The organism is Pseudomonas sp. 203-8 (assembly GCF_020708595.1).
GTDB lineage: Bacteria > Pseudomonadota > Gammaproteobacteria > Pseudomonadales > Pseudomonadaceae > Pseudomonas > Pseudomonas aeruginosa.
This window is the reverse complement of sequence record NZ_JAJFDF010000003.1, coordinates 92,277-113,578: the sequence shown is the minus strand read 5'-3', so window position 1 is coordinate 113,578 and position 21,302 is coordinate 92,277. Positions and strand designations below refer to the sequence as shown.

Genomic DNA, 21,302 nt, shown 5'->3' with positions numbered 1-21,302 from the left:
TCAGCCTGCGTTGCGGAACAGCAGCGCCTTGAGGCCCGCCGCGGGGTCGACATCGGGGAACTCCGGCGGATTCTCCAGGCGTTCGACGAAGTGCAGCGACGGCGCCTCGCGGGCGGTTTCCTCGAGGAGGAAGTCGGGGCCGATGGCCGGGTCATTGATACAGGCCAGCAGGGTGCCGCCGGGCACCAGCAGTTCCGGCAGGCGGCGGAGGATCCTGCGGTAGTCCTGGGTCAGGACGAAGCTGCCTTTCTGGAAGCTCGGCGGATCGACGATCACCAGGTCGTACGGGCCGAGCTTGCGCAGCTTGCCCCAGGACTTGAACAGTTCGTGGCCGAGGAAGCTCACCCGGCCGAGGTCGTGGCCGTTCAGGCGGTGATTGTCGCGGCCGCGGTTGAGCGGGCCGCGGGCCATGTCCAGGTTGACCACCTGGCTGGCGCCGCCGGCAATGGCCGCCACCGAGAAGCCGCAGGTGTAGGCGAACAGGTTGAGCACGCGGCGGCCGGCGGCCTGCTCCTGCACCCAGCGGCGGCCCAGGCGCATGTCGAGGAATAGCCCGGTGTTCTGGTTGCGTCCCAGGTCGAGGCGGAAGCGCAGTCCGTTTTCCACGATGTCCCAGGTTTCCAGCGGCTCGCCCGACAGCCATTCGCAGGCGCTGTCTGGGCGGTAGCGGTGCTGCAGGACCAGGTGCCGGCCCTGGCTCGCAGCCCAGGCCGGCGCCGTGGTCAGTTGCTCCAGGGTCCGACGCAAGGCCTCCAGTTCCTCCGGCTGCGGCTCCTTGAACAGAGTCACCAGCAGGACGCCCTGCAGCCAGTCCGCGGTCAATTGTTCCAGGCCCGGCCAGCAGCGGCCGCGACCATGGAACAGACGGCGGGTCTCCGCCGGCGCCGGGGACAGCGCGGCGAGCAGGTGCTGGAGGAGGGTATCGAGGGCTTCGCGATTCATGGCGGTTCGGCGTTGAAAAAGGGGCGGATTCTACCCGTTGCGTGACGGACAGTCCGCCCCTTCGCTTCAATCGGGCGTCGCGGGCGCAGGCGCGGCGCTGGCCGGGCCGCCATCCTGGATCATCAGCAGGCTCTGCGGCGAGGACAGCGCGATGCCTTCGCTGCGCAAGCGGTCGAGGATGGTGAAGAGCAGGTCGCTGCGCGCGCCGGCCACCGAACGCGGGCTGTTGACGAAGCCGCTGGCGTTGAGCACCAGGCCGTTGCTGGCGAGATCCTTGAACGTCACCGAGGGCGCCGGCGCGTCGAGGATCGCCGGGTGTTCGGCGAAGGCCTGCAAGAGCAGTTCGCGGACCTTCATCGCGTCGGTGTCCAGCGGCAGGGTCAGGTTCACCCCGACCACCCCGAGGGCATTGCCCATGGTCACGTTGCGCACGGTCTGGGAGATGAACTGCGAGTTCGGCACGATCACCGTGGAGCGGTCGCCCATCTGGATCTCGGTGGCGCGCACGTTGATCCGCCGGATATCGCCCTCGACCCCGCCCAGGCTGACCCAGTCGCCGACTTTCACCGGCCGCTCGGTCAGCAGGATCAGGCCGGAAATGAAGTTCTGCACGATGGCCTGCAGGCCGAAGCCGATGCCTACCGAGAGGGCGCTGACCACCCAGGTCAGGCTGGTCAGGTTGATGCGCAGGGTGGACATCACCAGCATCGCCAGGAGCACGAAGCCGAGGTAGCCGACCAGGGTCACCAGCGAGGCGCGCATGCCGGCGTCCATGTTGGTTTCCGGCAGCAACCGCTCGCTCAGCCAGCGCTTGACGATGCGCAGGGCGAACAGGCCGCCGACGAACAGCATCAGGGCGACCAGGATGTCCTGCGGGACGATGTTCAGGTTGCCCAGGGTCTTGCTGCTTTCGCCCAGTTGGGCGAAGCCCTGCAGCAGTTCGCTGGGGCTCGAGCCGACCGGAAGGAAGGCCAGCAGCAGCGCGGTGAGCAGCAGCAGGGTGCGGCCGACCCCGGCCAGCACCGTGCTGGCCTGGGCCTGGTGGCGCGGCGACAGGCCGAGCGCATTGGCCAGCGCCAGGCCGCTGGGATGCTTGGGCGAGAGCAGGGTTTCGCAGATGTCGCCGAAGAAAGCGATCAGCAGGTAGGTGGTGGCCGCGATCACGCTGATCCACAGCAGCTTGCCGGTGAGGAAGTAGGCCAGCGACAGGTAGCCGGTGAACAGGGCGAGGAGGATCGCTGCGATCCATACCGAGGCGACGAAGGGGATCAGCCCGGCGATCCCGCCTGGCCGCTCCAGGTCGTGCTTGCGCCGCACATGGTGGTAGCGCAGCAGGGCGGCGGCGAAGATCAGCGCGGTGACCAGCGCGGTCAGGCCGTTGAGGGCGACGGTCAGGGCCAGGCTGGTGCCGGTGACGCTGTTGATCCGTTCCTCGGTGGCCACCAGCATCAGCGCCACCGCGAGGATCGCCGGGAACGGGCCGAGGGCGCTGGCGATCCTGTCCGGGATCGCCGGCAGCCGCCAGGATGGTCGCGGCAGCATCAGCAGGGCGCGGCCGAGGCCGGCGATGAAGGCGCAGAAGGTCGCCAGGCTCACCAGTTGATCGGTCAGGCTGGCCATGTCGGGGCTCAGGCTGGCGTTGCTTTCCAGGCCCCAGCGCATCAGCGACACCGCGCCGACGATGGTCAGGATGGTCGCCAGCCCGACCGCCAGGGCCAGGGCGCTGCGCCGCAGGCGGCCTTCCGGCAGCCAGCGGATCATCGCCCAGGTAAGCATGCGCTCCAGCAGGCGGCGGCCGAAGCTCCAGACCAGCACGGTGGCCAGCAGGGTTCCGGCGAAGGCCCAGCGGTGTCCGGGCGCGATGGCGCTGTCGAAGGCGACCAGGGCCTCCGCCTTCAGCTTGTCCAGCCGGCGCAGGTCGTCGTCGGTGGGACGGATCAGGGTCGACCAGAAGCTCGGGCTGAACGGTGTCGCCGCGCGGCTGCTGATCTGCGAGTTGAACAGGCTGCGGCGCAGGTTGACGATCTGTGCCGCCAGGTCGCGGGACGACTGGCCGAGCTGGGTGGCCTGGCGTTCGTCATCGAGCAGGGCGTTCTTCTGCCGGGTCAGGGCCTGGCGCTGGGCGGCGAGGCTTTCCGCCTCGTCGGGCTGCGGCGGGCCGATCACTTTCAACTGATCGTCGAGCCGCTCGATGTCGGCCACCCGTAGCGCGAGCAGGGCGTCGGCCTGACGCTGGACTTGCAGCGCGCTCTGGCGCAACTCGGCGAGGAGGTCGTCGCTGGCGTCGGCGGTGACGCGCTGGCGGATCAGGTCGAGTTGCGCGTTGAGCTGGTCGAGGCTGGCGTCCTCGGCCAGGGCGGGCGGCGCTTCCAGGTCGACGGCCGCCTGCGGAGCCGGCCTGGCGGCCCAGGCCTCGCTGCCCAGGCTCAGGAGCAGGCCCAGGGCCATGGCGAACTGGCAGAGCAACATATGCAGGCTGGCGCGCCTCATCGAATCCCCCTTTCGATCCTGACTGGCTCAAGCAGTATGGACCGGCGCGGGTGCCGAGTAATTCCCCGCGTCGATAATCGCCAGGCGGCGCTAAAGGGACATAGATTCTGGCCATATCGATCCCTTTTTGGCCGCCGCCGCCGTTTTGCCGCGACCGCGCGCTGGGCAGAATCCCTCCACCAAGAACAAGAAACCTGCGAGGTCTCTCCATGCTGAGCGTCTACAGCGACGATCATCGTCTGCACTTCGGCCAGTCGGAACTGGTCGACGGCAAGCTGCAACCCTGTTTCGAAATGCCCAGCCGGGCCGACACCGTGCTGGCCCGGGTGAAGTCGCAGAACCTTGGCGAGGTGATCACGCCGAAGGATTTCGGCCGCGAGCCGCTGCTGCGCATCCACGACGCCGCCTACCTGGACTTCCTCCAGGGCGCCTGGGCCCGCTGGACCGCCGAAGGCCACAGCGGCGACCTGGTGTCCACCACCTTCCCCGGCCGCCGCCTGCGCCGCGACGGGCCGATCCCCACGGCGCTGATGGGCGAGCTGGGCTACTACAGCTTCGACACCGAGGCGCCGATCACCGCCGGCACCTGGCAGGCCATCTACAGCTCCGCCCAGGTCGCGCTGACCGCCCAGGAGCATATGCGCCAGGGCGCCCGCAGCGCCTTCGCCCTCTGCCGTCCGCCGGGCCATCACGCCGGTGGCGACTTCATGGGCGGCTACTGCTTCCTCAACAATGCCGCCATCGCCACCCAGGCGTTCCTCGACCAGGATGCCCGGCGCGTGGCGATCCTCGATGTCGACTATCACCATGGCAACGGCACCCAGGACATTTTCTACCGCCGCGACGATGTGCTGTTCGCCTCGATCCATGGCGATCCGCGGGTCGAATACCCGTACTTCCTCGGCTACGCAGACGAGCGCGGCGAAGGCGCCGGCGAGGGCTGCAACCACAACTATCCGCTGGCCCATGGCAGCGGCTGGGACCTCTGGTCGGCGGCGCTCGACGACGCCTGCGTGCGGATCGCCGGCTACGCCCCGGATGCCCTGGTGATTTCCCTTGGCGTGGACACCTACAAGGAAGACCCGATCTCCCAGTTCAAGCTGGATTCGCCGGACTACCTGCGGATGGGCGAGCGCATCGCCCGGCTGGGCCTGCCGACCCTGTTCATCATGGAAGGCGGCTATGCGGTGGAAGCCATCGGCATCAACGCGGTCAACGTGCTGCAGGGCTACGAAGGCGCGGCCCGCTGAGGAGCGAAGCATGCAATCGACTCGCAAGCTGCTGGCCGGCCTCGCGCTGGCCGTTTCCGCCGGGCTGGTCCAGGCCGCGCCGGAAGTACGGATCTACAACTGGTTCGACTACATCGCCCCGGACACCCTGAAGAACTTCCAGGCGCAGACCGGCATCGCGCCGAAGTACGACGTCTACGACAGCAACGAGGTGCTCGAGGCCAAGCTGCTGTCCGGGCATTCCGGCTACGACCTGGTGGTGCCCAGCGACAGCTTCCTGCCCAACTACCTGAAGGCCGAGGTGTTCCAGCCGCTGGACAAGAGCAAGCTGCCGAACTGGAAGAACCTCAACCCGGCCCTGCTCAAGGTGCTCGCCGGCAAGGACCCCGGCAACCGCTACGTGATGCCCTACATGTGGGGCACCAACGGCATCGCCTACAACCTCGACAAGGTCCGCGCGGTGCTCGGCGACGATGCGCCGCTGGACTCCTGGGACCTGGTGTTCAAGCCGGAGAACCTGGCGAAGCTGCAACAGTGCGGCGTGGCCTTCCTCGACTCGCCCACCGAGGTGATCCCCGAGGTGCTGCACTATCTCGGCCTGTCGCCCAACAGCCACCAGCCGGAAGACTACCGCCGAGCCGAGGAGCACCTGGCGAAGCTGCGCCCGTACATCACCTACTTCAGTTCCTCGAAGTTCGTCAGCGACCTGGCCAACGGCAACGTCTGCGTGGCCATCGCCTGGTCCGGCGGAGCGATGCAGGCGGCCAACCGGGCCAGGGAAGCGAAGAACGGCATACGCATCGAGTACCGCATCCCGAAGGAGGGCGCCGCGGCCTGGTTCGACGTGCTGGCGATTCCGCGCGACGCGAAGAACGTCGAGCAGGCGCACGCCTTCCTCGACTACCTGCTGCGCCCGGAGGTAGTGGCGCCGATCTCCGACTACGTGGCCTACGCCAACCCGAACAAGGCGGCGGACGGCCTGATCTCGGCGGAGTTGCGCGACAACCCGAACGTCTACCCGCCGGAAGAAGTGCAGGCCAGGCTGTATTCGGTGGAAATGCTGCCGCCGAAGCTGGAGCGGCTGCGCACGCGGACCTGGAGCAGGATCAAGACCGGCAAGTGAGCGGCCGCGGCCAGATGGCGGGTTCGCAGGACGGATAGCGTCCCCCAGGCCAGGCCAGGCAAGCAGGCCGGAACCGCCGCCCACGGCCCGCTGGAGGTCGCTTCCAGGCTTCGACCGGGCGCGCCGGCTTGTCCATAATGGCGCTGCCCGACGGTCGCCGCTGGCGGCCGCTTCCTTCCATGCCTGCCTGTGAGTCCGCCATGCGTAAGTCCGCCGATGCCTTCGCCTTCCAGACCATGCTGTTGCTCTGCGTGATCTGGGGCATCCAGCAGGTGACCATCAAGTGGGCGGCGACGGACATCGCGCCGGTGATGCAGGCGGCCATCCGTTCCGGCATCGCCGCCGCCCTGGTCGGCCTGCTGATGTGCTGGCGCGGCGGCTGGGAGGGCTTGCGCCAGGGCACCCTGGGCGCCGGTCTGCTGACCGGCACGCTGTTCGCCCTGGAGTTCCTGTTCATCGCCCTCGGCCTGCAATACACCACGGCTTCGCACATGTCGGTGTTCCTCTATACCGCGCCGATCTTCTCTGCCCTCGGGCTGCACTTCCTGCTTCCCAGCGAACGCCTGCGGCCCTTGCAGTGGCTGGGTGTGGCGGTGTGCTTCGGCGGCATCGCGGTGGCCTTCGGCGGAGGCCTGTCGTGGGCGGAAATGGATGGGCGGATGCTGCTCGGCGACGCTTTCGGCCTGCTCGCCGGGATGTCCTGGGGCGCGACCACGGTGGCAGTGCGCGGCACCCGGCTGTCCGAGGCACCGCCAAGCCTGACGCTGTTCTACCAATTGTTCGTGGCATGCGCCGGGTTATTGCTGATCGCTCTTTTCAGCGGCCAGTTCGGCGAGGTCCGCTGGACCCCGGTGAGCACCGCCAGCGTGCTGTTCCAGGGCGTGGTGGTGTCGTTCGCCAGCTACTTCTGCTGGTTCTGGCTGCTGCGTCGCTACCTGGCGAACAACCTGGCGATCTTCTCCTTCATGACCCCCCTGTTCGGCGTCACCTTCGGCGTATTGCTGCTGGGCGAGCCGCTCAGCCTGAACTTCGTCGCCGGCGCGGCGCTGGTCCTCGCCGGCATCACCCTGGTCAGCGGCGAGCAGTGGCTGCGACGCCTGCTGCGACGCTGAGCGAGTGCGGCCGGCGCAACAGCAGGCCGGCGAAGACCAGGCCGAGCCCGGCGAGCGCCAGCGCCGGTTGCAGGCCGCCGGCGAAATGCGTGCTGAGCGCCGCCAGCAGCGGGCCGAGCAACTGGCCGAGGGCGAAACCGGTGGTCAGTTGGCCGGCGTTGCGCTGCGGCGTATGCGGCGCCAGTTCGCGGGCGTATTGCATCACCAGTTGCATGCCGGCGAGGAACGGCAGGCCGGTCAGCACTACCCCCAGGGCCAGTCCGCCGATCCCCGGCAGCAGGCAGGCGAGCACGCCGAGGGCCTGTAGCCAGAGCGCGCCGACCAGCCAGCGGCGGGTGCCGTCCGGGCGCTGCCGGCGCAGGCTGATCAGCACTACCCCGGTGGCCGAGGCCAGGCCGAAGCAGGGCCAGAACAGGTCGGCCTGCCATTGCCCGCGGAAACGCGCCGCGGCCATCTGCGAGAGAAAGGTGGCCGGGATGATGTAGCCGAGGCCGACCAGTCCGTAGGCCCAGGTCAGGCGGCCGAGGCCGGCGTTCTCGCTTGCCGTGGCAGGCGCGTCGTGGCCGGCGCTGCGTGCGGCCGGGCGCGGCAGCAGCGGCAGGAGCATGAGGATCAGGACCAGCGCGAGGTCGGCGAAGAGCTTCCAGATGAACACCGAGTCCTGGCCCAGGGCGTTGCCCAATGCCGCCAGCAGGCCGGTGACCATCACCCCGATGCCGGGGCCGGCGAACACCAGCGCGCCCAGCCGGGCCCGACCGCTTTCCGCGGCGAGGCGCTGGCTGAGGGCGGTGACCATGATCAGTACCCAGGCGCTGGCCACGCCAAGACCGAAGCGCAGCAGCGCGTGCGGCCAGAAGCCCTCGGCCCAGACCGAGGCCAGGGTCAGGCCGAAGCAGGCCCATAGCCCGACCAGCAGGCGTAAGCGCGCCTGCCGCGCTTCGCGGGCGAACAGCGCGTCCAGCGCGCCGACCAGGTAGCCGAGGTAGTTGGCGGCGGCCAGCAGGCCGGCGCCGGTCAGGTCGAGCTGGCCTTCGCGGATCAGGTGCGGCAGTTGCGGGGTCAGGGAGAAGCGCCCGACCCCCATGGCGACCACCAGTGCCAGCAGGCAGGCGAGCAGGCCGACCAGCGGCGAACGAAGAAAATCACGGGACATGTGCGGATTCCTGCCGGGGGATGAATGGCAGCAGGTTAGGTCTTGCGGCAATTCTGTAAAAATGAATAATCGTGAATTACTTGTTCTGTTTTGGAGAATTAATCGTGGAGTTCGGCCAGTTGAGGATTTTCCAGGCGGTCGCCGAGGAAGGCTCCATCGCCCGCGCCGCCGAACGCCTGCACCGGGTGCCGTCGAACCTGTCGACGCGCCTGCGGCAACTGGAGGAACAGCTTGGCGTCGACCTGTTCCTCCGCGAACGCCAGCGCCTGCAACTGTCGCCGGCCGGCAAGGTCCTGCTGGACTACGCCGCGCGGCTGTTCGCCCTGCAGGAGGAGGCGCGCGCGGCGGTGCAGGGGGGCGAACCGGTGGGCGACTTCGCCCTCGGCTCGATGTACAGCACCGCGGCGATCCACCTGCCGCCGCGCCTGGCGGAATACCACCGGCGCTATCCGGCGGTGAACCTGCAATTGCAGACCGCGCCCAGCGGCGAGCTGGTCGAGTCGCTGCTGGGCGGGCGCCTGGATGCCGTGCTGGTGGACGGCCCGCTGGACTTCGACGGTCTGGAGGGCCTGCCGATGTTCGAGGAGCGCATGGTGCTGGTCACCGAGAATGGCCACCCGCCGGTGCGCGGTCCCGAGGACGTGGCCGGCAGCGCGGTGATCGCCTTCCGCCCGCGCTGCTCCTATCGCCTGCTGCTGGAGTCCTGGTTCGCCAGCGCGCGAGTGAGCATGGGCCGGGTGATGGAGATCGAGTCCTACCACAGCATGCTGGCCTGCGTGGTGGCCGGCGGCGGGGTGGCGCTGATGCCGGTGTCGATGCTGCAAAGCCTGCCGGGGCGGGAGTCGGTGGCGGTGCATGCGCTGGCCGAACCGTTCGCCCGGGCGAATACCTGGCTGGTCTGGCGCAAGGGCATGGTCGGCGCCAACCTGAAGGCCTGGATCGGTCTCCTGCAAGGGCGGGAATCGGCGTTGGCTTGATTCAGGTCAGGGTCCGGGGCCGGTTTCCCGCAGTAAAGTTGTTTCCAAGGACGGAGTGGAACGTGCGGAGAGTGGGACGCCGGTCTACTCTTTCCTAGGGCGACCTGACTTGTCAGGTCGCCCGATTCTCCTTCCCTTGGACAAGGGGCCTGTCATGAAACTCTGGCTGCAAAACCTGGCGTGGCAACTCGGTGTCGCCCTTGGCCTGATCGAGCCCCCGCGCATGCAACCCATCCCGGTGGAAAACGACGAGCAACGCCGGCGCCTCGCCGCGCGGCAACGTCGCTGAGCCGGTTCCCCGACGCTCTGGCCTCCGCCTGCGGCGCTGGCCAGAGTCCCGGTTTTGGTCTATCGATCGTGGTTCCTGAACCAGGCGACGATCATTTCCCTCAAACGCTCCCCGGAAAAGCTCGCGAAATGCCCGCCATGCACGGTGCGCACCGGTAGCTCGCGCAGGCGCGCGAGGCTGGAGGCATAGTCGTCGAGGTTGGAATGATAGGCGTCCTCGACCAGCGGACCGTCGTAGACGATGTCGCCGGAAAACAGCGTCTGTGTTGCCGCTTCCCACAGGCTGATGCCGCCCGGCGAGTGCCCGGGCGTGTGCAGCACCTGCAGCACGCGGTCGCCGAGATCGAGCACGTCGCCTTCGTCGATCAGTCGGGTCGCCGGCGCTGCTCGCACCCGGTATTCGGCGTAGCACAGCGGGCACTCCGGATGCGCCTCGAACATCTCGTCGCCGACATAGGCGCGCGCCAGGGTGTTGTCGCCGTCCGGCGCGGCGAGGATCTCCGCCTCGGCCGGATGCGCCAGGCGCTCGGCGAATTCGTGGTGGCCGGCGATATGGTCGAAGTGGGTGTGGCTGGCCACCGCCAGCAGCGGTCGTTCGGTGAGCCAGGGCAGTTGCTCGCGCAGGCTGACCAGACCGGAGCCGCTGTCCACCAGCACGTCGCGCTCGCGGCCCTGGACATGCCACATGTTGCAGCGATAGAAGGGGCGCACGTAGGGCTCGTGGATCAGGCTGATACCGTTGTAGAAGTGCCGGGTTTCGAACCAGCGGTCGCGGCTGACGATTCTCATCGCGGTCTCTGTCGGTGGAAAGGCTATCCCAGAAGGATAGGCGTTCAGGGTATGACCTTGCCCGGGTTGAACAGTCCGTTGGGGTCGAGCAGTTCCTTGATCTGCGCCATCAGCGCGAGCTTCAGCGGATCGGCGTAGCGTCCCAGGGCTTCCTTCTTCTCCAGGCCGATGCCGTGCTCGGCGGAGATCACGCCAGCGCATTCGCCCAACTCGCCGTAGAGGATTTCCTCCACTGCCTGGTGCAGCGGCAGCAGCGGGACGTCGGCGGCGAGCATGACGTGCAGGTTGCCGTCGAGGAAATGGCCGAAGAGGAAGACCTGCATGCCCTTCACCAGGTCGTCCAGGCGCCGCCGGATGCGCTCGACGTAGCCGGCCAGGGCCGGCACCGGCAGCGATACGTCGAAGGACAGGCTGTCGACGCCGGCGTGGATGGCCGCGTCGGAGTCTTCGCGCAGGCGCCAGATGGCCAGGCGCTGGGTTTCGTTGGCGGCGAGCAGGGCGTCTTCCACCAGCCCGTCCTCGAAGCAGTCTTCCAGCAGGGCGGTGAGCGCCTCGCCGGCATCCAGGTGGCGGTCCTCGGCCAGTTCCACCAGCAGGTAGAGAGGGCAGGGCGCCAGGCTCGGCGCGCTGTCGCCCATGGGTGCGGCGGTGCATTGCAGGTAGTCGTGCCAGAGGATCTCGCAGGCGAACAGGCGTTCGGCGTGCTCGCGGCGCAGGCGCGCGGCGATGGTGATCGCCGCGTCGACGTCGGGCAGGCCTAGCAGGGCGGTGGCGCCGGGACGCTGCAACGGCTCCAGGCGCAGTACCGCACGGGTGACGATGCCGAGGGTGCCTTCGGCGCCGATGAACAACTGCTTGAGGTCGTAGCCGGTGGTGTTCTTCAGCAGCCCGCGCAGGTCGCTGTAGACGCTGCCGTCGGCGAGTACCGCTTCCAGGCCGAGCACGCGCTGGCGCATGGTGCCGAAGCGGAAGGCGCGGATGCCGCCGGCGTTGGTCGCGACCAGCCCGCCGACGCTGGCGCTGCCGCGCGCGGCGAGATCGATGCCGGGGTCGAGTCCGGCCTCGGCGGCCAGCGCCTGGGCCTGTTCGAGGGTGACGCCGGCGTCGAGGTCGAGGGTCTGGCTGGCCGCATCCAGCCGGTGTATGCGGTTCAGCCTGCGCAGCGAGAGCAGCACGTCGCCGGCTTGTGCGGCGCCGCCGCCGACCAGGCCGGTGAGTCCGCCCTGGGGTACCAGGGCGCGTCCCGCCTGGCGGCACAGACGCACCACGGCGGCGACCTGGTCGGTGCTTTCCGGCAGGACCAGGAAGCTTCCGGCGAGGTTCTGCGGATGGTAGCCGGGGTCCTGCCCGGCGAGCGCGGCACTGTCGCGCACGCCACGGGCGCCGAGGATCTCGCAGAGGGAGCGGTAGAGTTCGGAATCGTCCATGGCGGGCTCCGGGTCAGGGATGGAAGGGCGCGGCTTGCAGCACCTCGACGATCAGCGGACGGTCCGCCGGGGCGCCGCGCAGCAGTTCGCGCAGGTGCTCGAGATCGCGCGCGCGTTCGGCGGCGCAGCCGAAGCCGCGGGCGATGGCGAGGAAGTCCGGGGTGTAGATATCGACCCCGAGCGGAGTGATCTCGCGCCGCTCCATGTAGCGCTTGATCTCGCCATAGCCGTGGTTGTTCCACAGCAGCACGACGATGCCGACCTTGGCTTCCACCGCGCTGGCCAGTTCCGGCAGGGTGAACTGCAGGCCGCCATCGCCCATCAGGCTGACCACCGGGCGTCCCGGCTCACCGAGCTTGGCGCCGATGGCGGCGGGCAGGCCATAGCCGAGGGTGCCGTAGCCGGTGGAGGCGTTGAACCAGCGGCGCGGCTCGTCGAGATCGACCAGGTGGTTGCCGCTGTAGACGGTCTGGGTCGAATCGCCGACGAAGCGGGCGTCCGGCCACTCGGCCAGGATCGCGGCGAACAGCTGGCGATAGTGCGACCAGCCGGCGAAGTCTTCGGCCAGGCGCTGGCGCACGGCGGCGGCGCGCCGGGCCCCGGGGCTGTCCGGCGAGGCCTCGCCGCCCGGCAGTTCGGCCAGCAGCACGCGCATGGCCAGCCGGGCGTCGCTGTGGATGGCCAGGCTCGGCGTGTAGTTGCGCATCAGTTGCTGCGGGTCGATGTCGATGCGGATCAACTCGCCATCGAGGGCGAAGCCGCCGTCGAACACCACGTCGTAGTCGGTTTCGCCCAGCTCGGTGCCGATGGCCAGCACCACGTCGGCCTCGGTGGCCAGCTCGCGTACCGGCACGCAGGACTGGTTGCTGCCCAGCAGCAGCGGGTGGTCGGCCGGTAGCAGGCCCTTGGCGTTGATCGTCAGGGCGGTCGGCGCGTCCAGCGCGGCGGCCAGGGCACGCGCTTCGGCGGCGGCCTCGACGCAGCCGCCGCCGAGCAGCAGCAGTGGCTTCTTCGCGTTGCGCAGGCGCGCCGCGGCCTCGCGCAAGGGCGCGAGGGCCGGCGCCGGGCGGCTGGTGACGGTGCGTGGGCGCAGGGCCAGGTGTTCGGCGGGCGCGGTGATGACGTCGAGCGGCAGCTCGATGTGCACCGGCCGCGGCCGCTCGCTGTCGAACACGGCGAAGGCGCGGGCGAGCACCGCCGGCAGCTCCTCGGCGCTCATCAGGGTATGGCTGAAGGCGCAGACGTTGCCTACCAGGTTGCACTGGTTCGGCAGCTCGTGCAGGTAGCCGTTGCCGTGGGCCAGGCGCGCGCGTTCGTTGACGCTGGAGATCACTAGCATCGGAATCGAGTCGGCGTAGGCCTGGGCCATGGCGGTGAGGATGTTGGTCATCCCCGGGCCGGTGATGATGAAGCACACGCCGGGCTTGCCGGTGACCCGTGCGTAGCCGTCCGCCATGAAGCCGGCGCCCTGCTCGTGGCGCGGGGTGACATGGCGGATACGGCTGCCGGGCAGGCCGCGATAGAGCTCTACGGTATGCACGCCGGGGATGCCGAAGACGGTCTCGACGCCCCAGGCTTCGAGTTGCTTGACGAGGAATTCGCCGCAGGTGGTCATGGCCGTTCCTTTTTCATGTTCTCGGGAATGGAAAAGGCGAGGGAAAGTCCCTCGCCTGTCGGGGTTGTGCCTGGTTCAGGCGGCGCTGGCGACACCCGTCGGGCGCCGCGAGAACAGGCTGACCAGGACGAAGCTGAGCAGGCCGACCGCCAGGCTGTAGTAGATCGGCGTATTGGCGTCGAGGCCGTCCTTGATCATGAACACCAGCACGGTAAGGAAGCCCAGGGTCATGCTGGTGATGGCGCCGGCGGTGGTGGCGCGCTTCCAGTAGATCGCGCCGATCAGCGGGATCAGCATGCCGCCTACCAGCAGGTTGTAGGCCACGGTCAGGGCGCTGATCACGTCGCTGACCACCAGGGCGATGCCGAGCACTACCAGGCCCAGCAGCAGGGTCGCGATGCGGTTCTCGTGCACGTCGCCGTTGTCGGACTGGCCGCGGCCGCGGCGCAGGCGCGGCAGCAGGTCCTGGGTGACGGTGGTGGACGCCGCCAGCAGGCCGGCGCTGGCGGTGGACATCAGCGCCGCCAGGGCGGCGGCGATGACCAGGCCGCGGATGCCGTTCGGCAGGCTGTGCTCGACCACACTGGCGAAGGCGTTGTTGACGTTCTCCAGGTCCGGCAGCAGGACCTTGGCGGCCATCCCGATCAGCGCCCCGGCCATGCCGTAGAGCACGCAGTAGATACCGGCGGCGGAGCCGGCGACCTTGGCCACGGTCTCGCTGCGGGCGGTGAACACCCGCTGCCAGATGTCCTGGCCGATGAAGATGCCGAAGAAGTAGATCAGGAAGTAGGTGACGATGGTGTCCCAGCCGATCGCGGTGAAGTCGAAGTAGCTGGCCGGCAGCTTGGCTACCAGGGCGTCCCAGCCGCCGGCGTCGTTGATCGACAGCGGCATCAGCAGGAACACCAGGCCGACGGTCATGATCAGGAACTGCACGATGTCGGTCAGGGTCAGCGACCACATGCCGCCGATGGTGGAGTAGAGCACCACGACGCCGCCGCCGATCAGGATCGAGACCCAGAACGGCAGGCCGAACAGGACCTGCATGACGGTGCCGATGGCGATGGTCGAGGTGGCGCCGATCATCAGTGCGTAGACCAGCATGATCAGGGCGCTGGCGTGGCGCGCGGCGGGGTTGTAGCGACGCTCCAGGACCTGGGTGACGGTGTAGATCTTCAGCTTCAGCAGCGGCTTGGCCAGGAACAGGCTGAGGCCGACGATGCCGAGGCCGATCGCGCCGCACAGCCAGAAGCCGGAGATGCCATGGACGTAGCCCAGGCGCACGGTGCCGATGGTGGAGGCGCCGCCGAGGACGGTGGCGGCCATGGTTCCCAGGTAGAAGCCGGGGCCGAGGTTGCGGCCGGCCACCAGGTAGTCGTCGCGGGTCTTGGCGCGGCGCATGCCGTACCAGCCCAGCGCGATCATGCCCGCGGCGTAGATCAGAACGACGAATATGTCGAGGGCCATATCAGGTCTCCCAAGTTTCTCATTGTCATTGTTGTATCCGGCGAGGCGCCGGAAGCGCGGGACGCTGGCGTCCCGCCGTGTGTGTCCCCCACCTCAGGCGGTGGCTATCGCCGGTGCCCTCCGCGTGCCGTGCGCGCGCACCCAGCGCGGTCCTCGCGGGCCATAGACGCAAGGCGGTTCCGGGAACAGGCGCAGCAGTGCCAGGTAGAGCAGGGAGGCCAGGCCGAGGGCGACCGGCAGGCTGAGGTCGATGCCGCCGGCCAGTTCGCCGAGCGGACCGACGAATTGCCCCGGCAGGTTGACGAAGGCCAGGCCGGCTGCCGCGCTGGGAATCCAGGCACCCATTCCGCGCCAGTTCCAGCCGTGCTCGAACCAGTAGGCGCCGCCGCGCTGGCCGCGGGTGAACACCTGCAGGTCGTCCGGGCGGTAGAAGCCGCGACGGGTCAGCAGGCCGATCAGCATGATCACCATCCACGGGGTGGTGCAGGTGACGATCAGCACGGCGAAGGTAGAGACGCTCTGCACCAGGTTGAAGGCGAAGCGGCCGACGAAGATGAAGCCGATCGAGGCGACCCCGATCAGCACCGTGGCCTGCACCCGCGAGAGCAGGCGCGGGAACACGCTGGACATGTCCAGCCCGGTGCCGTACAGCGAAGTGGTGCCGGTGGACATGCCGCCGATCACCGCGATCAGGCATACCGGCAGGAAGAACCAGCCGGGAGCGATGGCCAGCAGGCCGCCGACGTAGTTGTTGGCAGCGATGTAGTCCGGCGCGCGGACGGCGACGATGGTCGCGGTGGCGAGGCCGAACAGGAAGGGAACCAGGGTCGCCAGCTGCGCGCCGATCACCGCCAGCATGATCCGTGCCTGCGAGGTCTGGCGCGGGATGTAGCGGGCCCAGTCGCCCAGGAAGGCGCCGAAGGAGATCGGGTTACTCATGGCCAGCAGGGTGGCGCCGATGAAGGCGGCCCAGAAGCCCGGCTGGCCGAGTTGCACGCTGCCGGCGTAGGCGGCGTCGAAGGGGCCGGCGAAGGCGAACAGGCCGAGCAGGAACAGCAGGCTGGCGGCCCACACGGCGATCCTGTTGACCAGCAGCATGAAGCGGAAGCCGTAGATGCATACGGTCAGCACCAGCACGGCGAACAGGCCGTAGGCCAGGCCCAGGTTCAGTTCGCTCTCTTCCAGGCCGACCAGGCGCCGGGCGCCGCCGACCAGGGCATCGCCGGAACTCCACACCGAGAGCGAGAAGAAGGCGATGGCGGTCAGCAGCGAGAGGAAGGAGCCGACGATGCGCCCGTGCACGCCGAAGTGCGCGCCGGAGGAGACCGCGTTGTTGGTGCCGTTGAGCGGGCCGAACAGGCCCATCGGGGCGAGGATCAGCGCGCCCAGCGTGACGCCCAGCAGGATCGCCCACAGCCCGGCCTGGAAGGACAGCCCGAAGAGCACCGGAAAGCTGCCGAGCACGGCGGTGGCGAAGGTATTGGCGCCGCCGAAGATCATGCGGAACAGATCGACCGGCGTGGCGTTGCGTTCGTGGTCGGGAATCTGTTCGACCCCGAAGGTTTCGATGCGTGTGATTGCGTGTTGGTTATTGTTGTTATCCATGACGTTCTCCCGGGAGAGCTAGCTAGTCGATGGCAGGTACTCCGGCATCGCCGACAAGTGCTCATGGCAGGCCAGCCAACGGCCTTCTTGTTGTTCTAGGCGGAACAGGATGGTTTCCCGTTCCCGGTTCAGGCTTTCCGTTCCCTGGAGGCGCAGCCGGGTGGCGACATCGTGGCTGAAGATCGCCAGGTCGCCTTGCAGGCTGACGCAGGTATTGCTGGATTCGCACGCCAGCACTTCGAAGCCGTCCTCGCGTCGCCAGCGCTCCCACAACTTGCGGTAGGCCGCGCGCGAGCGCAGCGGCTGAGGCCAGTTGTGGAAGATGAAGCTGGCGTCCTCGCTGAAGGCGGCGAAATAGGCCTCGGCATCGTTGCGGGCGAAGGCCGCCACCAGTCGGCGGGCGGCCTCCAGCACCTGTTCGACGCGGTTGTCGGTCATGGTCGCGCTACGGCTCAGCGACGCACCACGCCCGGGAGGACGCAGAGCATTTCATAGAGCAGGTTGGCGCCCAGCAACGAAGTGTTGCCGGTGGTGTCGTAGGGCGGCGAGACTTCGACCAGGTCGCAGCCGATCAGGTCCAGGCCCTGGCAGCCGCGGATGATTTCCATCGCCTGGATGGTGGTCAGGCCGCCGATTTCCGGGGTGCCGGTGCCGGGCGCCCAGGCCGGGTCGATGCCGTCGATGTCGAAGCTCAGGTAGACGGGGCCGCCGCCGACCTTCTCGCGGACCTCGGCCATCAGCGGCTCCAGCGACTTGTGCCAGCACTCCTCGGCCTGCACCACGCGGAAGCCCTGCTTGCGGCTCCAGTTGAAGTCCTCGGCGGTGTAGCCCTGGGCGCGCAGGCCGATCTGCACAACACGGTCGCAATCCAGCAGGTCTTCTTCCACCGCGCGGCGGAAGGTGGTGCCGTGGGCGATCTTCTCGCCGAACATGTGGTCGTTGACGTCGGCGTGGGCGTCGACGTGGACCAGGCCGACCTTGCCGTGCTTCTTCTTGATCGCGCGGAGGATCGGCAGGGTGATGGTGTGGTCGCCGCCGAGGGTCAGCGGGAGGATGCCGTGACCGAGGATGCGGTCGTATTCCTGCTCGATGATGCGCACGGCTTCCAGCAGGTTGAAGGTGTTGATCGCGACGTCGCCGATGTCCGCCACGTTCAGCGAGTCGAAGGGGGCGGCGCCGGTGGCCATGTTGTAGGGACGGATCATCACCGATTCGGCGCGGATCTCGCGGGGGCCGAAGCGGGTACCGGAGCGCAGGGAGGTGCCGATGTCGAGGGGCACGCCGACGAAGGCGGCATCGAGGGCGTCGAGTTCGGCGGGGGACTGGACATGGGGCAGGCGCATCATGGTGGCGATGCCGCCGAAGCGGGGCATTTCATTGCCGCCCAGGGGCTGGTGGAGATTCTTGTCCACGGGGTGGCCTCACGGTCGTTGTGGTTGTTTTAGGGGTCGGACGGATTCTCTTCACAGCCGGTAGCGAGTCAAATCGCTGGCTACAAATAATCAGTTCAGAGATTTCTAAACTAACGGCGAAGCGGCTAGACTTCGCCGCCGAGCCCGGACGGCGGCCTTTGCCTCGGCCTGCTGTCCGAAATCCTCGCCCGCAAACCGGAGTCGCCGTGTCCAACGCCTTGCCCGACCTGCGCCTGTTGCGCATCTTCGCCGCGGTGGTGCGCCACCAGGGCTTCGCCGCCGCCCAGCAGGAGTTGAACCTGTCGACCTCGGCGATCAGCACCTACATGAGCCAACTGGAGAACCAGCTCGGCATCGTGCTCTGCCACCGTGGCCGCGGTGGCTTCAGCCTGACCAGCAAGGGCGAGCTGTTCCACCAGGAAACCTTGCGCATCCTCGGCGAACTGGAAGGCTTCGAACGCTACGCTCTGGCGTTGAAAGGCGAGCTGCGCGGCACCCTGAACCTCGGCGTGCTCGATTCCACGGTGAGCGACCCGGCGCTGCCGCTGGCCGAGGTGATCGGCGCCTTCAGCCGCGAACACCCGGCGGTTCACCTGCACCTGCTGGTGCAGAGCCCCTACGAACTGCAACTGAGCGTGCTGGAGAACCGCCAGGACCTGGCTATCGGCGCCTTTTCCAGTCGCATGAACGGACTGGTCTACCAGCCGCTGTACCGCGAACAGCACTGGCTGTACTGCAGCGACCGGCATCCGCTGTTCGACGGGCGGAGAATTCCCGCCGATCTGATCACCCAGCAACGCATGGTCGGCCGCGGCTACTGGAGCCAGGCCGAGCTGGCCCGGCACGGATTCAAGCACAGCGCGGGAACGGTGGAGAGCATGGAGGCGCAACTGATCCTGATCCTTTCCGGCGGCTACATCGGTTACCTGCCGGAGCACTACGCCCACCCGTGGGTCGAGCAGGGGCGCCTGCGCGCCCTGCTGCCGGCGACCTTCGGCTACCAGGCGCCATTCTCCCTGATCCTCCGTCGCGGCCGCTCGCGCGAGCCGCTGATCCAGGCCTTCCGCGACCAGTTGCGGACGCAGATGAGCCTGGCCTGAGCCCTAGAGATCGGCGTTGAGGGTGCGCGAGAATTGCTGCACCGCTTCTACCACCTTGTGCGTGCTCTCGCGGATGCCGAGGATCGCCGCGCCGGCCTCGTTGGCCAGCTCCACGCCGCGCCGCGCCTGTTCCTGGCTGTGCTGCATGTCGTCGATGACGCTGCGGGTGCCGGTCTGGATGCGACCGATCATGTCGGCGATCTCCTTGGTCGACTTGCTGGTGCGTTCCGCCAGTTGCCGCACCTCGTCGGCCACCACGGCGAAGCCGCGACCCTGGTCGCCGGCGCGGGCGGCCTCGATGGCGGCATTGAGGGCGAGCAGGTTGGTCTGCTCGGCGATCTCGCGGATGGTGTTGACGATCGAGGTGATCTGTTGCGAGTGCTGTGACAGTTCGCCGATGTTCAGCGAGGAAGCATCCAGGGTATTCGCGATCTTGAGCATTTCCTCCACCGCGCTCTGGATGATCAGCGCGCCGTGTTCGGCGACCGTGCGGGTCTCGGTGGACAGGGTATGGGCCTGGTGGGCGTTGTCCGCCTCGGCCTGGTAGCGGCGCATGCGGTCGCTGACATCGCTGGCGAACTTGACCACCTTGTAGAGCTTGCCGTCGGCGTCGTAGACCGGGTTGTAGCTGGCTTCCAGCCAGACCGGCTGGCCGTTGCGGTGGACCCGGCGGAACTGCCCGGTGACGTACTCGCCGCGGTTCAGGCGGCGCCAGAGGTCGGCGTACTGCGGGCCGTCGCGGTAGCCCGGTTCGCAGAACTGACGGTGGTTGGCGCTGGCCAGCTCGGCTCGGCCATAGCCCATGGTGGCGAGGAAGTTGTCGTTGGCCGCGAGGACATTGCCGTCGAGGTCGAACTCGATCATCGCCATCGAGCGGGACAGGGCATCCAGCTTGCTCTGCATCTCGTGTTCCTGGTGGACGATGGCATCGATGTCGCTGGCGTACTTGACCACCTTGAGCAGTCGACCCTGCCCGTCGCGTACGGGATTGTAGGTGGCTTCCAGCCAGAGTGGCCGGCCCTCGCGGGTAATGCGCTTGCAGCGGCCGGAAAAGTGTTCGCCGCGCCGCAGGCGTTCCCAGAAGCGCCGGTAGTCTTCCGATTGCGCGTAGGCGCCGTCGCAAAGCTGGCGATGCGGTTTGCCGAGGATCTCGTCGCGGCGGTAGCCCAGCAGGGTCAGGAAATTCTCATTGGCATCGGTGATATTGCCGTCCGGATCGAACTCCACGCGCGCCATGGAGCGGTCCAGGGCCGCCATGTGCAGGCGCTCGGCGGCGAGTTGCTGTTGCAAGTCGGCGTTCATCTGTCGGTACTTGCGAGTGAACATGAGAAAAATCCTTGGATTGAGAGAGGGGCTCATCCCTGTCTTCGGCGCCGATGGGCGGGAGTTGAGAGGGTGGGACGATTGTATTTTTTCATCGAACGACAAAAATTCGTCGTTATTCTTAATGGGTGAAACAAATTACCGCCATTCGTCGGAAATATGACGTTTTTGCGAGTGAGAGGAAGCCCCTCCGCCTGTGGCACACTGGGCCCCTTCCAGGAGTCGTCCCATGCCACGTATCCGCTGCGAGCGTTGCGCTCGCCCCGCCAGCCATTGCCTCTGCGCGCTGATTCCCTCCTTGCCGTCGCGTACGCGGGTGCTGGTCCTGCAGCACCCCAGCGAGGTCGGGCACGCGTTGAATACCGCAGGATTGGCCGTCCTCGGCTTGTGCAATGCGGAGCTGCGGGTTGGCGAGCGTTTCGCCGAGGAGACCTGGCGGGTACCGGGCTACCGGGCCTGCCTGCTGTTTCCCGGCGAGCAGGCGCGTGCGCTGGCAGAGATGGCCGCCGAGGCCGCCGGCGAGCCCCTCCTGCTGGTGGTGCCGGACGGCACCTGGCGCAAGGCGCGCAAGCTGCTGCACCTGAACCCGGCCCTGGCGGCCCTGCCGCGGGTGAGCCTGGCCGAAGGCATGGCGTCGCGTTATCGCCTGCGCAAGGCGCCGGGAGAGGGCGCGCTGTCGACCATCGAAGCAATCGCTGCGGCGCTCGATGAACTGGAGGCGCCGCGTACCCACGAAGCCTTGCTGAAACCCTTCGATGCCCTGATCGAGGGGCAGATCGCGGCGATGGGCGAGGACACCTATCGGCGCAACCATCTCAGCCAGGAGCGCCGCCGCCGATAGCGGTCGAGCAGTTCCGGGATTGCCGTTTCGCGCCAGAACTCCGGGCTGACCATGCCGCTGGACATGCCGCCGTGGGCGTGGCGCGCGAGGTAGATCAAGGCATCGTATTCCAGCGGATGGCCGCTGAGGCGCTCGAAGGTCTCGCCGAGCAGGTGTTCCAGGGCCGCTGCGGAAGCCGGCCAGGACGCGTCCGCCAGTTGCCCGGCCATTTCCTGCCAGAGGTAGGGGTCGCCACGGCCGCCCCAGCGCGAGGGTTCCTGTTCGAAGAGTTCGGAGATGCGCGGTCTGGCCATGTCGGTCGGTCGTGTCTGTCGGAAATGAAAAGTATGCCCGATTGGCAGGGCCGCATGGGCGGAGTAGACTGCCGCGGTCTTTCCTTCCGTACGAGGTGTTCGTCCGATGCGCAATT

Annotated in this window: 19 protein-coding genes; 7 read left to right on the top strand and 12 right to left on the bottom strand. The window is 68.0% G+C overall.

Annotated features, from left to right (window positions below; all coding sequences use genetic code 11):
- Both LJF27_RS07295 and LJF27_RS07290 read right to left on the bottom strand, forming a co-directional pair.
- On the bottom strand, positions 1–942 hold the full coding sequence (locus tag LJF27_RS07295; protein WP_003109570.1) for a class I SAM-dependent methyltransferase: 942 nt from the start codon (positions 940–942) through the stop codon (positions 1–3).
- Between the two features lie 66 nt (positions 943–1,008).
- Complete coding sequence (locus LJF27_RS07290) at positions 1,009–3,432, bottom strand: DUF3772 domain-containing protein (RefSeq protein ID WP_023116664.1); 2,424 nt, start codon at positions 3,430–3,432, stop codon at positions 1,009–1,011.
- Positions 3,433–3,641: 209 nt separating this feature from the next.
- Here LJF27_RS07290 and aphA point away from each other — a divergent pair, with 209 nt between their 5' ends.
- From aphA to LJF27_RS07275, 3 genes are all read left to right on the top strand, one after another.
- Complete coding sequence (gene aphA / locus LJF27_RS07285; protein WP_023116663.1) at positions 3,642–4,682, top strand: acetylpolyamine amidohydrolase AphA; 1,041 nt, start codon at positions 3,642–3,644, stop codon at positions 4,680–4,682.
- A 10-nt stretch (positions 4,683–4,692) separates the two neighbouring features.
- Positions 4,693–5,784, top strand: a complete 1,092-nt coding sequence (locus LJF27_RS07280) for an extracellular solute-binding protein (protein ID WP_003162348.1) — start codon at positions 4,693–4,695, stop codon at positions 5,782–5,784.
- 200 nt (positions 5,785–5,984) lie between these two features.
- Positions 5,985–6,896: a DMT family transporter gene (locus tag LJF27_RS07275; RefSeq protein ID WP_003082945.1), complete on the top strand. Its 912-nt coding sequence runs from the start codon at positions 5,985–5,987 to the stop codon at positions 6,894–6,896.
- On the opposite strand, the gene LJF27_RS07270 is transcribed toward LJF27_RS07275, so the two are convergent.
- Positions 6,856–8,049 carry an MFS transporter gene (locus tag LJF27_RS07270; RefSeq protein WP_023116662.1) on the bottom strand — a complete coding sequence of 398 codons (1,194 nt, stop codon included), beginning with the start codon at positions 8,047–8,049 and terminating at the stop codon, positions 6,856–6,858. The genes LJF27_RS07275 and LJF27_RS07270 overlap by 41 nt on opposite strands.
- A gap of 104 nt (positions 8,050–8,153) precedes the next feature.
- Here LJF27_RS07270 and ptrR point away from each other — a divergent pair, with 104 nt between their 5' ends.
- On the top strand, positions 8,154–9,026 hold the full coding sequence (gene ptrR, locus LJF27_RS07265; protein ID WP_003082949.1) for a putrescine utilization regulator PtrR: 873 nt from the start codon (positions 8,154–8,156) through the stop codon (positions 9,024–9,026).
- A 154-nt stretch (positions 9,027–9,180) separates the two neighbouring features.
- The gene (locus LJF27_RS30370) at positions 9,181–9,315 is read left to right on the top strand and encodes a PA1414 family protein (protein ID WP_003087006.1); all 135 of its coding nucleotides are present in this window, start codon (positions 9,181–9,183) and stop codon (positions 9,313–9,315) included.
- A gap of 59 nt (positions 9,316–9,374) precedes the next feature.
- Here LJF27_RS30370 and LJF27_RS07260 read toward each other — a convergent pair whose 3' ends face one another.
- The 7 genes from LJF27_RS07260 to speB all read right to left on the bottom strand — a co-directional run bounded on the left by LJF27_RS07260 (position 9,375) and on the right by speB (position 17,629).
- Entirely contained in the window at positions 9,375–10,103 is a 729-nt protein-coding gene (locus LJF27_RS07260; protein WP_003118669.1) for an MBL fold metallo-hydrolase, read from the bottom strand.
- A gap of 44 nt (positions 10,104–10,147) precedes the next feature.
- On the bottom strand, positions 10,148–11,530 hold the full coding sequence (locus tag LJF27_RS07255; RefSeq protein ID WP_009876151.1) for an FAD-binding oxidoreductase: 1,383 nt from the start codon (positions 11,528–11,530) through the stop codon (positions 10,148–10,150).
- Between the two features lie 13 nt (positions 11,531–11,543).
- A complete protein-coding gene (locus tag LJF27_RS07250; protein WP_023116661.1) occupies positions 11,544–13,145 on the bottom strand; it encodes a 5-guanidino-2-oxopentanoate decarboxylase in 1,602 nt (533 codons plus the stop codon).
- Positions 13,146–13,220: 75 nt separating this feature from the next.
- On the bottom strand, positions 13,221–14,612 hold the full coding sequence (locus LJF27_RS07245) for a sodium:solute symporter (protein ID WP_003100479.1): 1,392 nt from the start codon (positions 14,610–14,612) through the stop codon (positions 13,221–13,223).
- Between the two features lie 93 nt (positions 14,613–14,705).
- The gene (locus tag LJF27_RS07240; RefSeq protein WP_003082961.1) at positions 14,706–16,217 is read right to left on the bottom strand and encodes a purine-cytosine permease family protein; all 1,512 of its coding nucleotides are present in this window, start codon (positions 16,215–16,217) and stop codon (positions 14,706–14,708) included.
- A gap of 18 nt (positions 16,218–16,235) precedes the next feature.
- Positions 16,236–16,655: a YybH family protein gene (locus LJF27_RS07235; RefSeq protein WP_003082963.1), complete on the bottom strand. Its 420-nt coding sequence runs from the start codon at positions 16,653–16,655 to the stop codon at positions 16,236–16,238.
- Positions 16,656–16,669: 14 nt separating this feature from the next.
- Positions 16,670–17,629 carry an agmatinase gene (gene speB, locus LJF27_RS07230; RefSeq protein WP_003082966.1) on the bottom strand — a complete coding sequence of 320 codons (960 nt, stop codon included), beginning with the start codon at positions 17,627–17,629 and terminating at the stop codon, positions 16,670–16,672.
- A gap of 206 nt (positions 17,630–17,835) precedes the next feature.
- On the opposite strand from speB, the gene LJF27_RS07225 reads away from it, so the two are divergent.
- Positions 17,836–18,729, top strand: a complete 894-nt coding sequence (locus tag LJF27_RS07225) for a LysR family transcriptional regulator (protein ID WP_003082969.1) — start codon at positions 17,836–17,838, stop codon at positions 18,727–18,729.
- 3 nt (positions 18,730–18,732) lie between these two features.
- Here the strand turns inward: LJF27_RS07225 and bdlA are convergent, their stop codons facing one another.
- A complete protein-coding gene (gene bdlA / locus LJF27_RS07220) occupies positions 18,733–19,986 on the bottom strand; it encodes a biofilm dispersion protein BdlA (RefSeq protein ID WP_003082971.1) in 1,254 nt (417 codons plus the stop codon).
- Positions 19,987–20,281: 295 nt separating this feature from the next.
- Between bdlA and LJF27_RS07215 the strand changes: the two genes are divergently transcribed.
- The gene (locus tag LJF27_RS07215) at positions 20,282–20,893 is read left to right on the top strand and encodes a tRNA-uridine aminocarboxypropyltransferase (RefSeq protein WP_003082973.1); all 612 of its coding nucleotides are present in this window, start codon (positions 20,282–20,284) and stop codon (positions 20,891–20,893) included.
- Here LJF27_RS07215 and LJF27_RS07210 read toward each other — a convergent pair.
- Positions 20,851–21,186: a hypothetical protein gene (locus tag LJF27_RS07210; protein ID WP_003100463.1), complete on the bottom strand. Its 336-nt coding sequence runs from the start codon at positions 21,184–21,186 to the stop codon at positions 20,851–20,853. The genes LJF27_RS07215 and LJF27_RS07210 overlap by 43 nt on opposite strands.
- Between the last annotated feature and the right edge of the window lie 116 nt (positions 21,187–21,302).

What these genes read in the sequence shown, in the direction of transcription:
- LJF27_RS07260 (WP_003118669.1), bottom strand. Translation starts at nt 10,103, where the DNA reads ATGAGAATCGTCAGCCGCGACCGCTGGTTCGAAACCCGGCACTTCTAC.
- LJF27_RS07210 (WP_003100463.1), bottom strand. Translation starts at nt 21,186, where the DNA reads ATGGCCAGACCGCGCATCTCCGAACTCTTCGAACAGGAACCCTCGCGC.
- LJF27_RS07270 (WP_023116662.1), bottom strand. Translation starts at nt 8,049, where the DNA reads ATGTCCCGTGATTTTCTTCGTTCGCCGCTGGTCGGCCTGCTCGCCTGC.
- LJF27_RS07255 (WP_009876151.1), bottom strand. Translation starts at nt 11,530, where the DNA reads ATGGACGATTCCGAACTCTACCGCTCCCTCTGCGAGATCCTCGGCGCC.
- LJF27_RS07280 (WP_003162348.1), top strand. Translation starts at nt 4,693, where the DNA reads ATGCAATCGACTCGCAAGCTGCTGGCCGGCCTCGCGCTGGCCGTTTCC.
- LJF27_RS07290 (WP_023116664.1), bottom strand. Translation starts at nt 3,432, where the DNA reads ATGAGGCGCGCCAGCCTGCATATGTTGCTCTGCCAGTTCGCCATGGCC.
- LJF27_RS30370 (WP_003087006.1), top strand. Translation starts at nt 9,181, where the DNA reads ATGAAACTCTGGCTGCAAAACCTGGCGTGGCAACTCGGTGTCGCCCTT.
- LJF27_RS07235 (WP_003082963.1), bottom strand. Translation starts at nt 16,655, where the DNA reads ATGACCGACAACCGCGTCGAACAGGTGCTGGAGGCCGCCCGCCGACTG.
- LJF27_RS07295 (WP_003109570.1), bottom strand. Translation starts at nt 942, where the DNA reads ATGAATCGCGAAGCCCTCGATACCCTCCTCCAGCACCTGCTCGCCGCG.
- LJF27_RS07250 (WP_023116661.1), bottom strand. Translation starts at nt 13,145, where the DNA reads ATGACCACCTGCGGCGAATTCCTCGTCAAGCAACTCGAAGCCTGGGGC.
- LJF27_RS07240 (WP_003082961.1), bottom strand. Translation starts at nt 16,217, where the DNA reads ATGGATAACAACAATAACCAACACGCAATCACACGCATCGAAACCTTC.
- aphA (WP_023116663.1), top strand. Translation starts at nt 3,642, where the DNA reads ATGCTGAGCGTCTACAGCGACGATCATCGTCTGCACTTCGGCCAGTCG.
- bdlA (WP_003082971.1), bottom strand. Translation starts at nt 19,986, where the DNA reads ATGGCGGCCCTGGACCGCTCCATGGCGCGCGTGGAGTTCGATCCGGAC.
- LJF27_RS07245 (WP_003100479.1), bottom strand. Translation starts at nt 14,612, where the DNA reads ATGGCCCTCGACATATTCGTCGTTCTGATCTACGCCGCGGGCATGATC.
- LJF27_RS07215 (WP_003082973.1), top strand. Translation starts at nt 20,282, where the DNA reads ATGCCACGTATCCGCTGCGAGCGTTGCGCTCGCCCCGCCAGCCATTGC.
- LJF27_RS07275 (WP_003082945.1), top strand. Translation starts at nt 5,985, where the DNA reads ATGCGTAAGTCCGCCGATGCCTTCGCCTTCCAGACCATGCTGTTGCTC.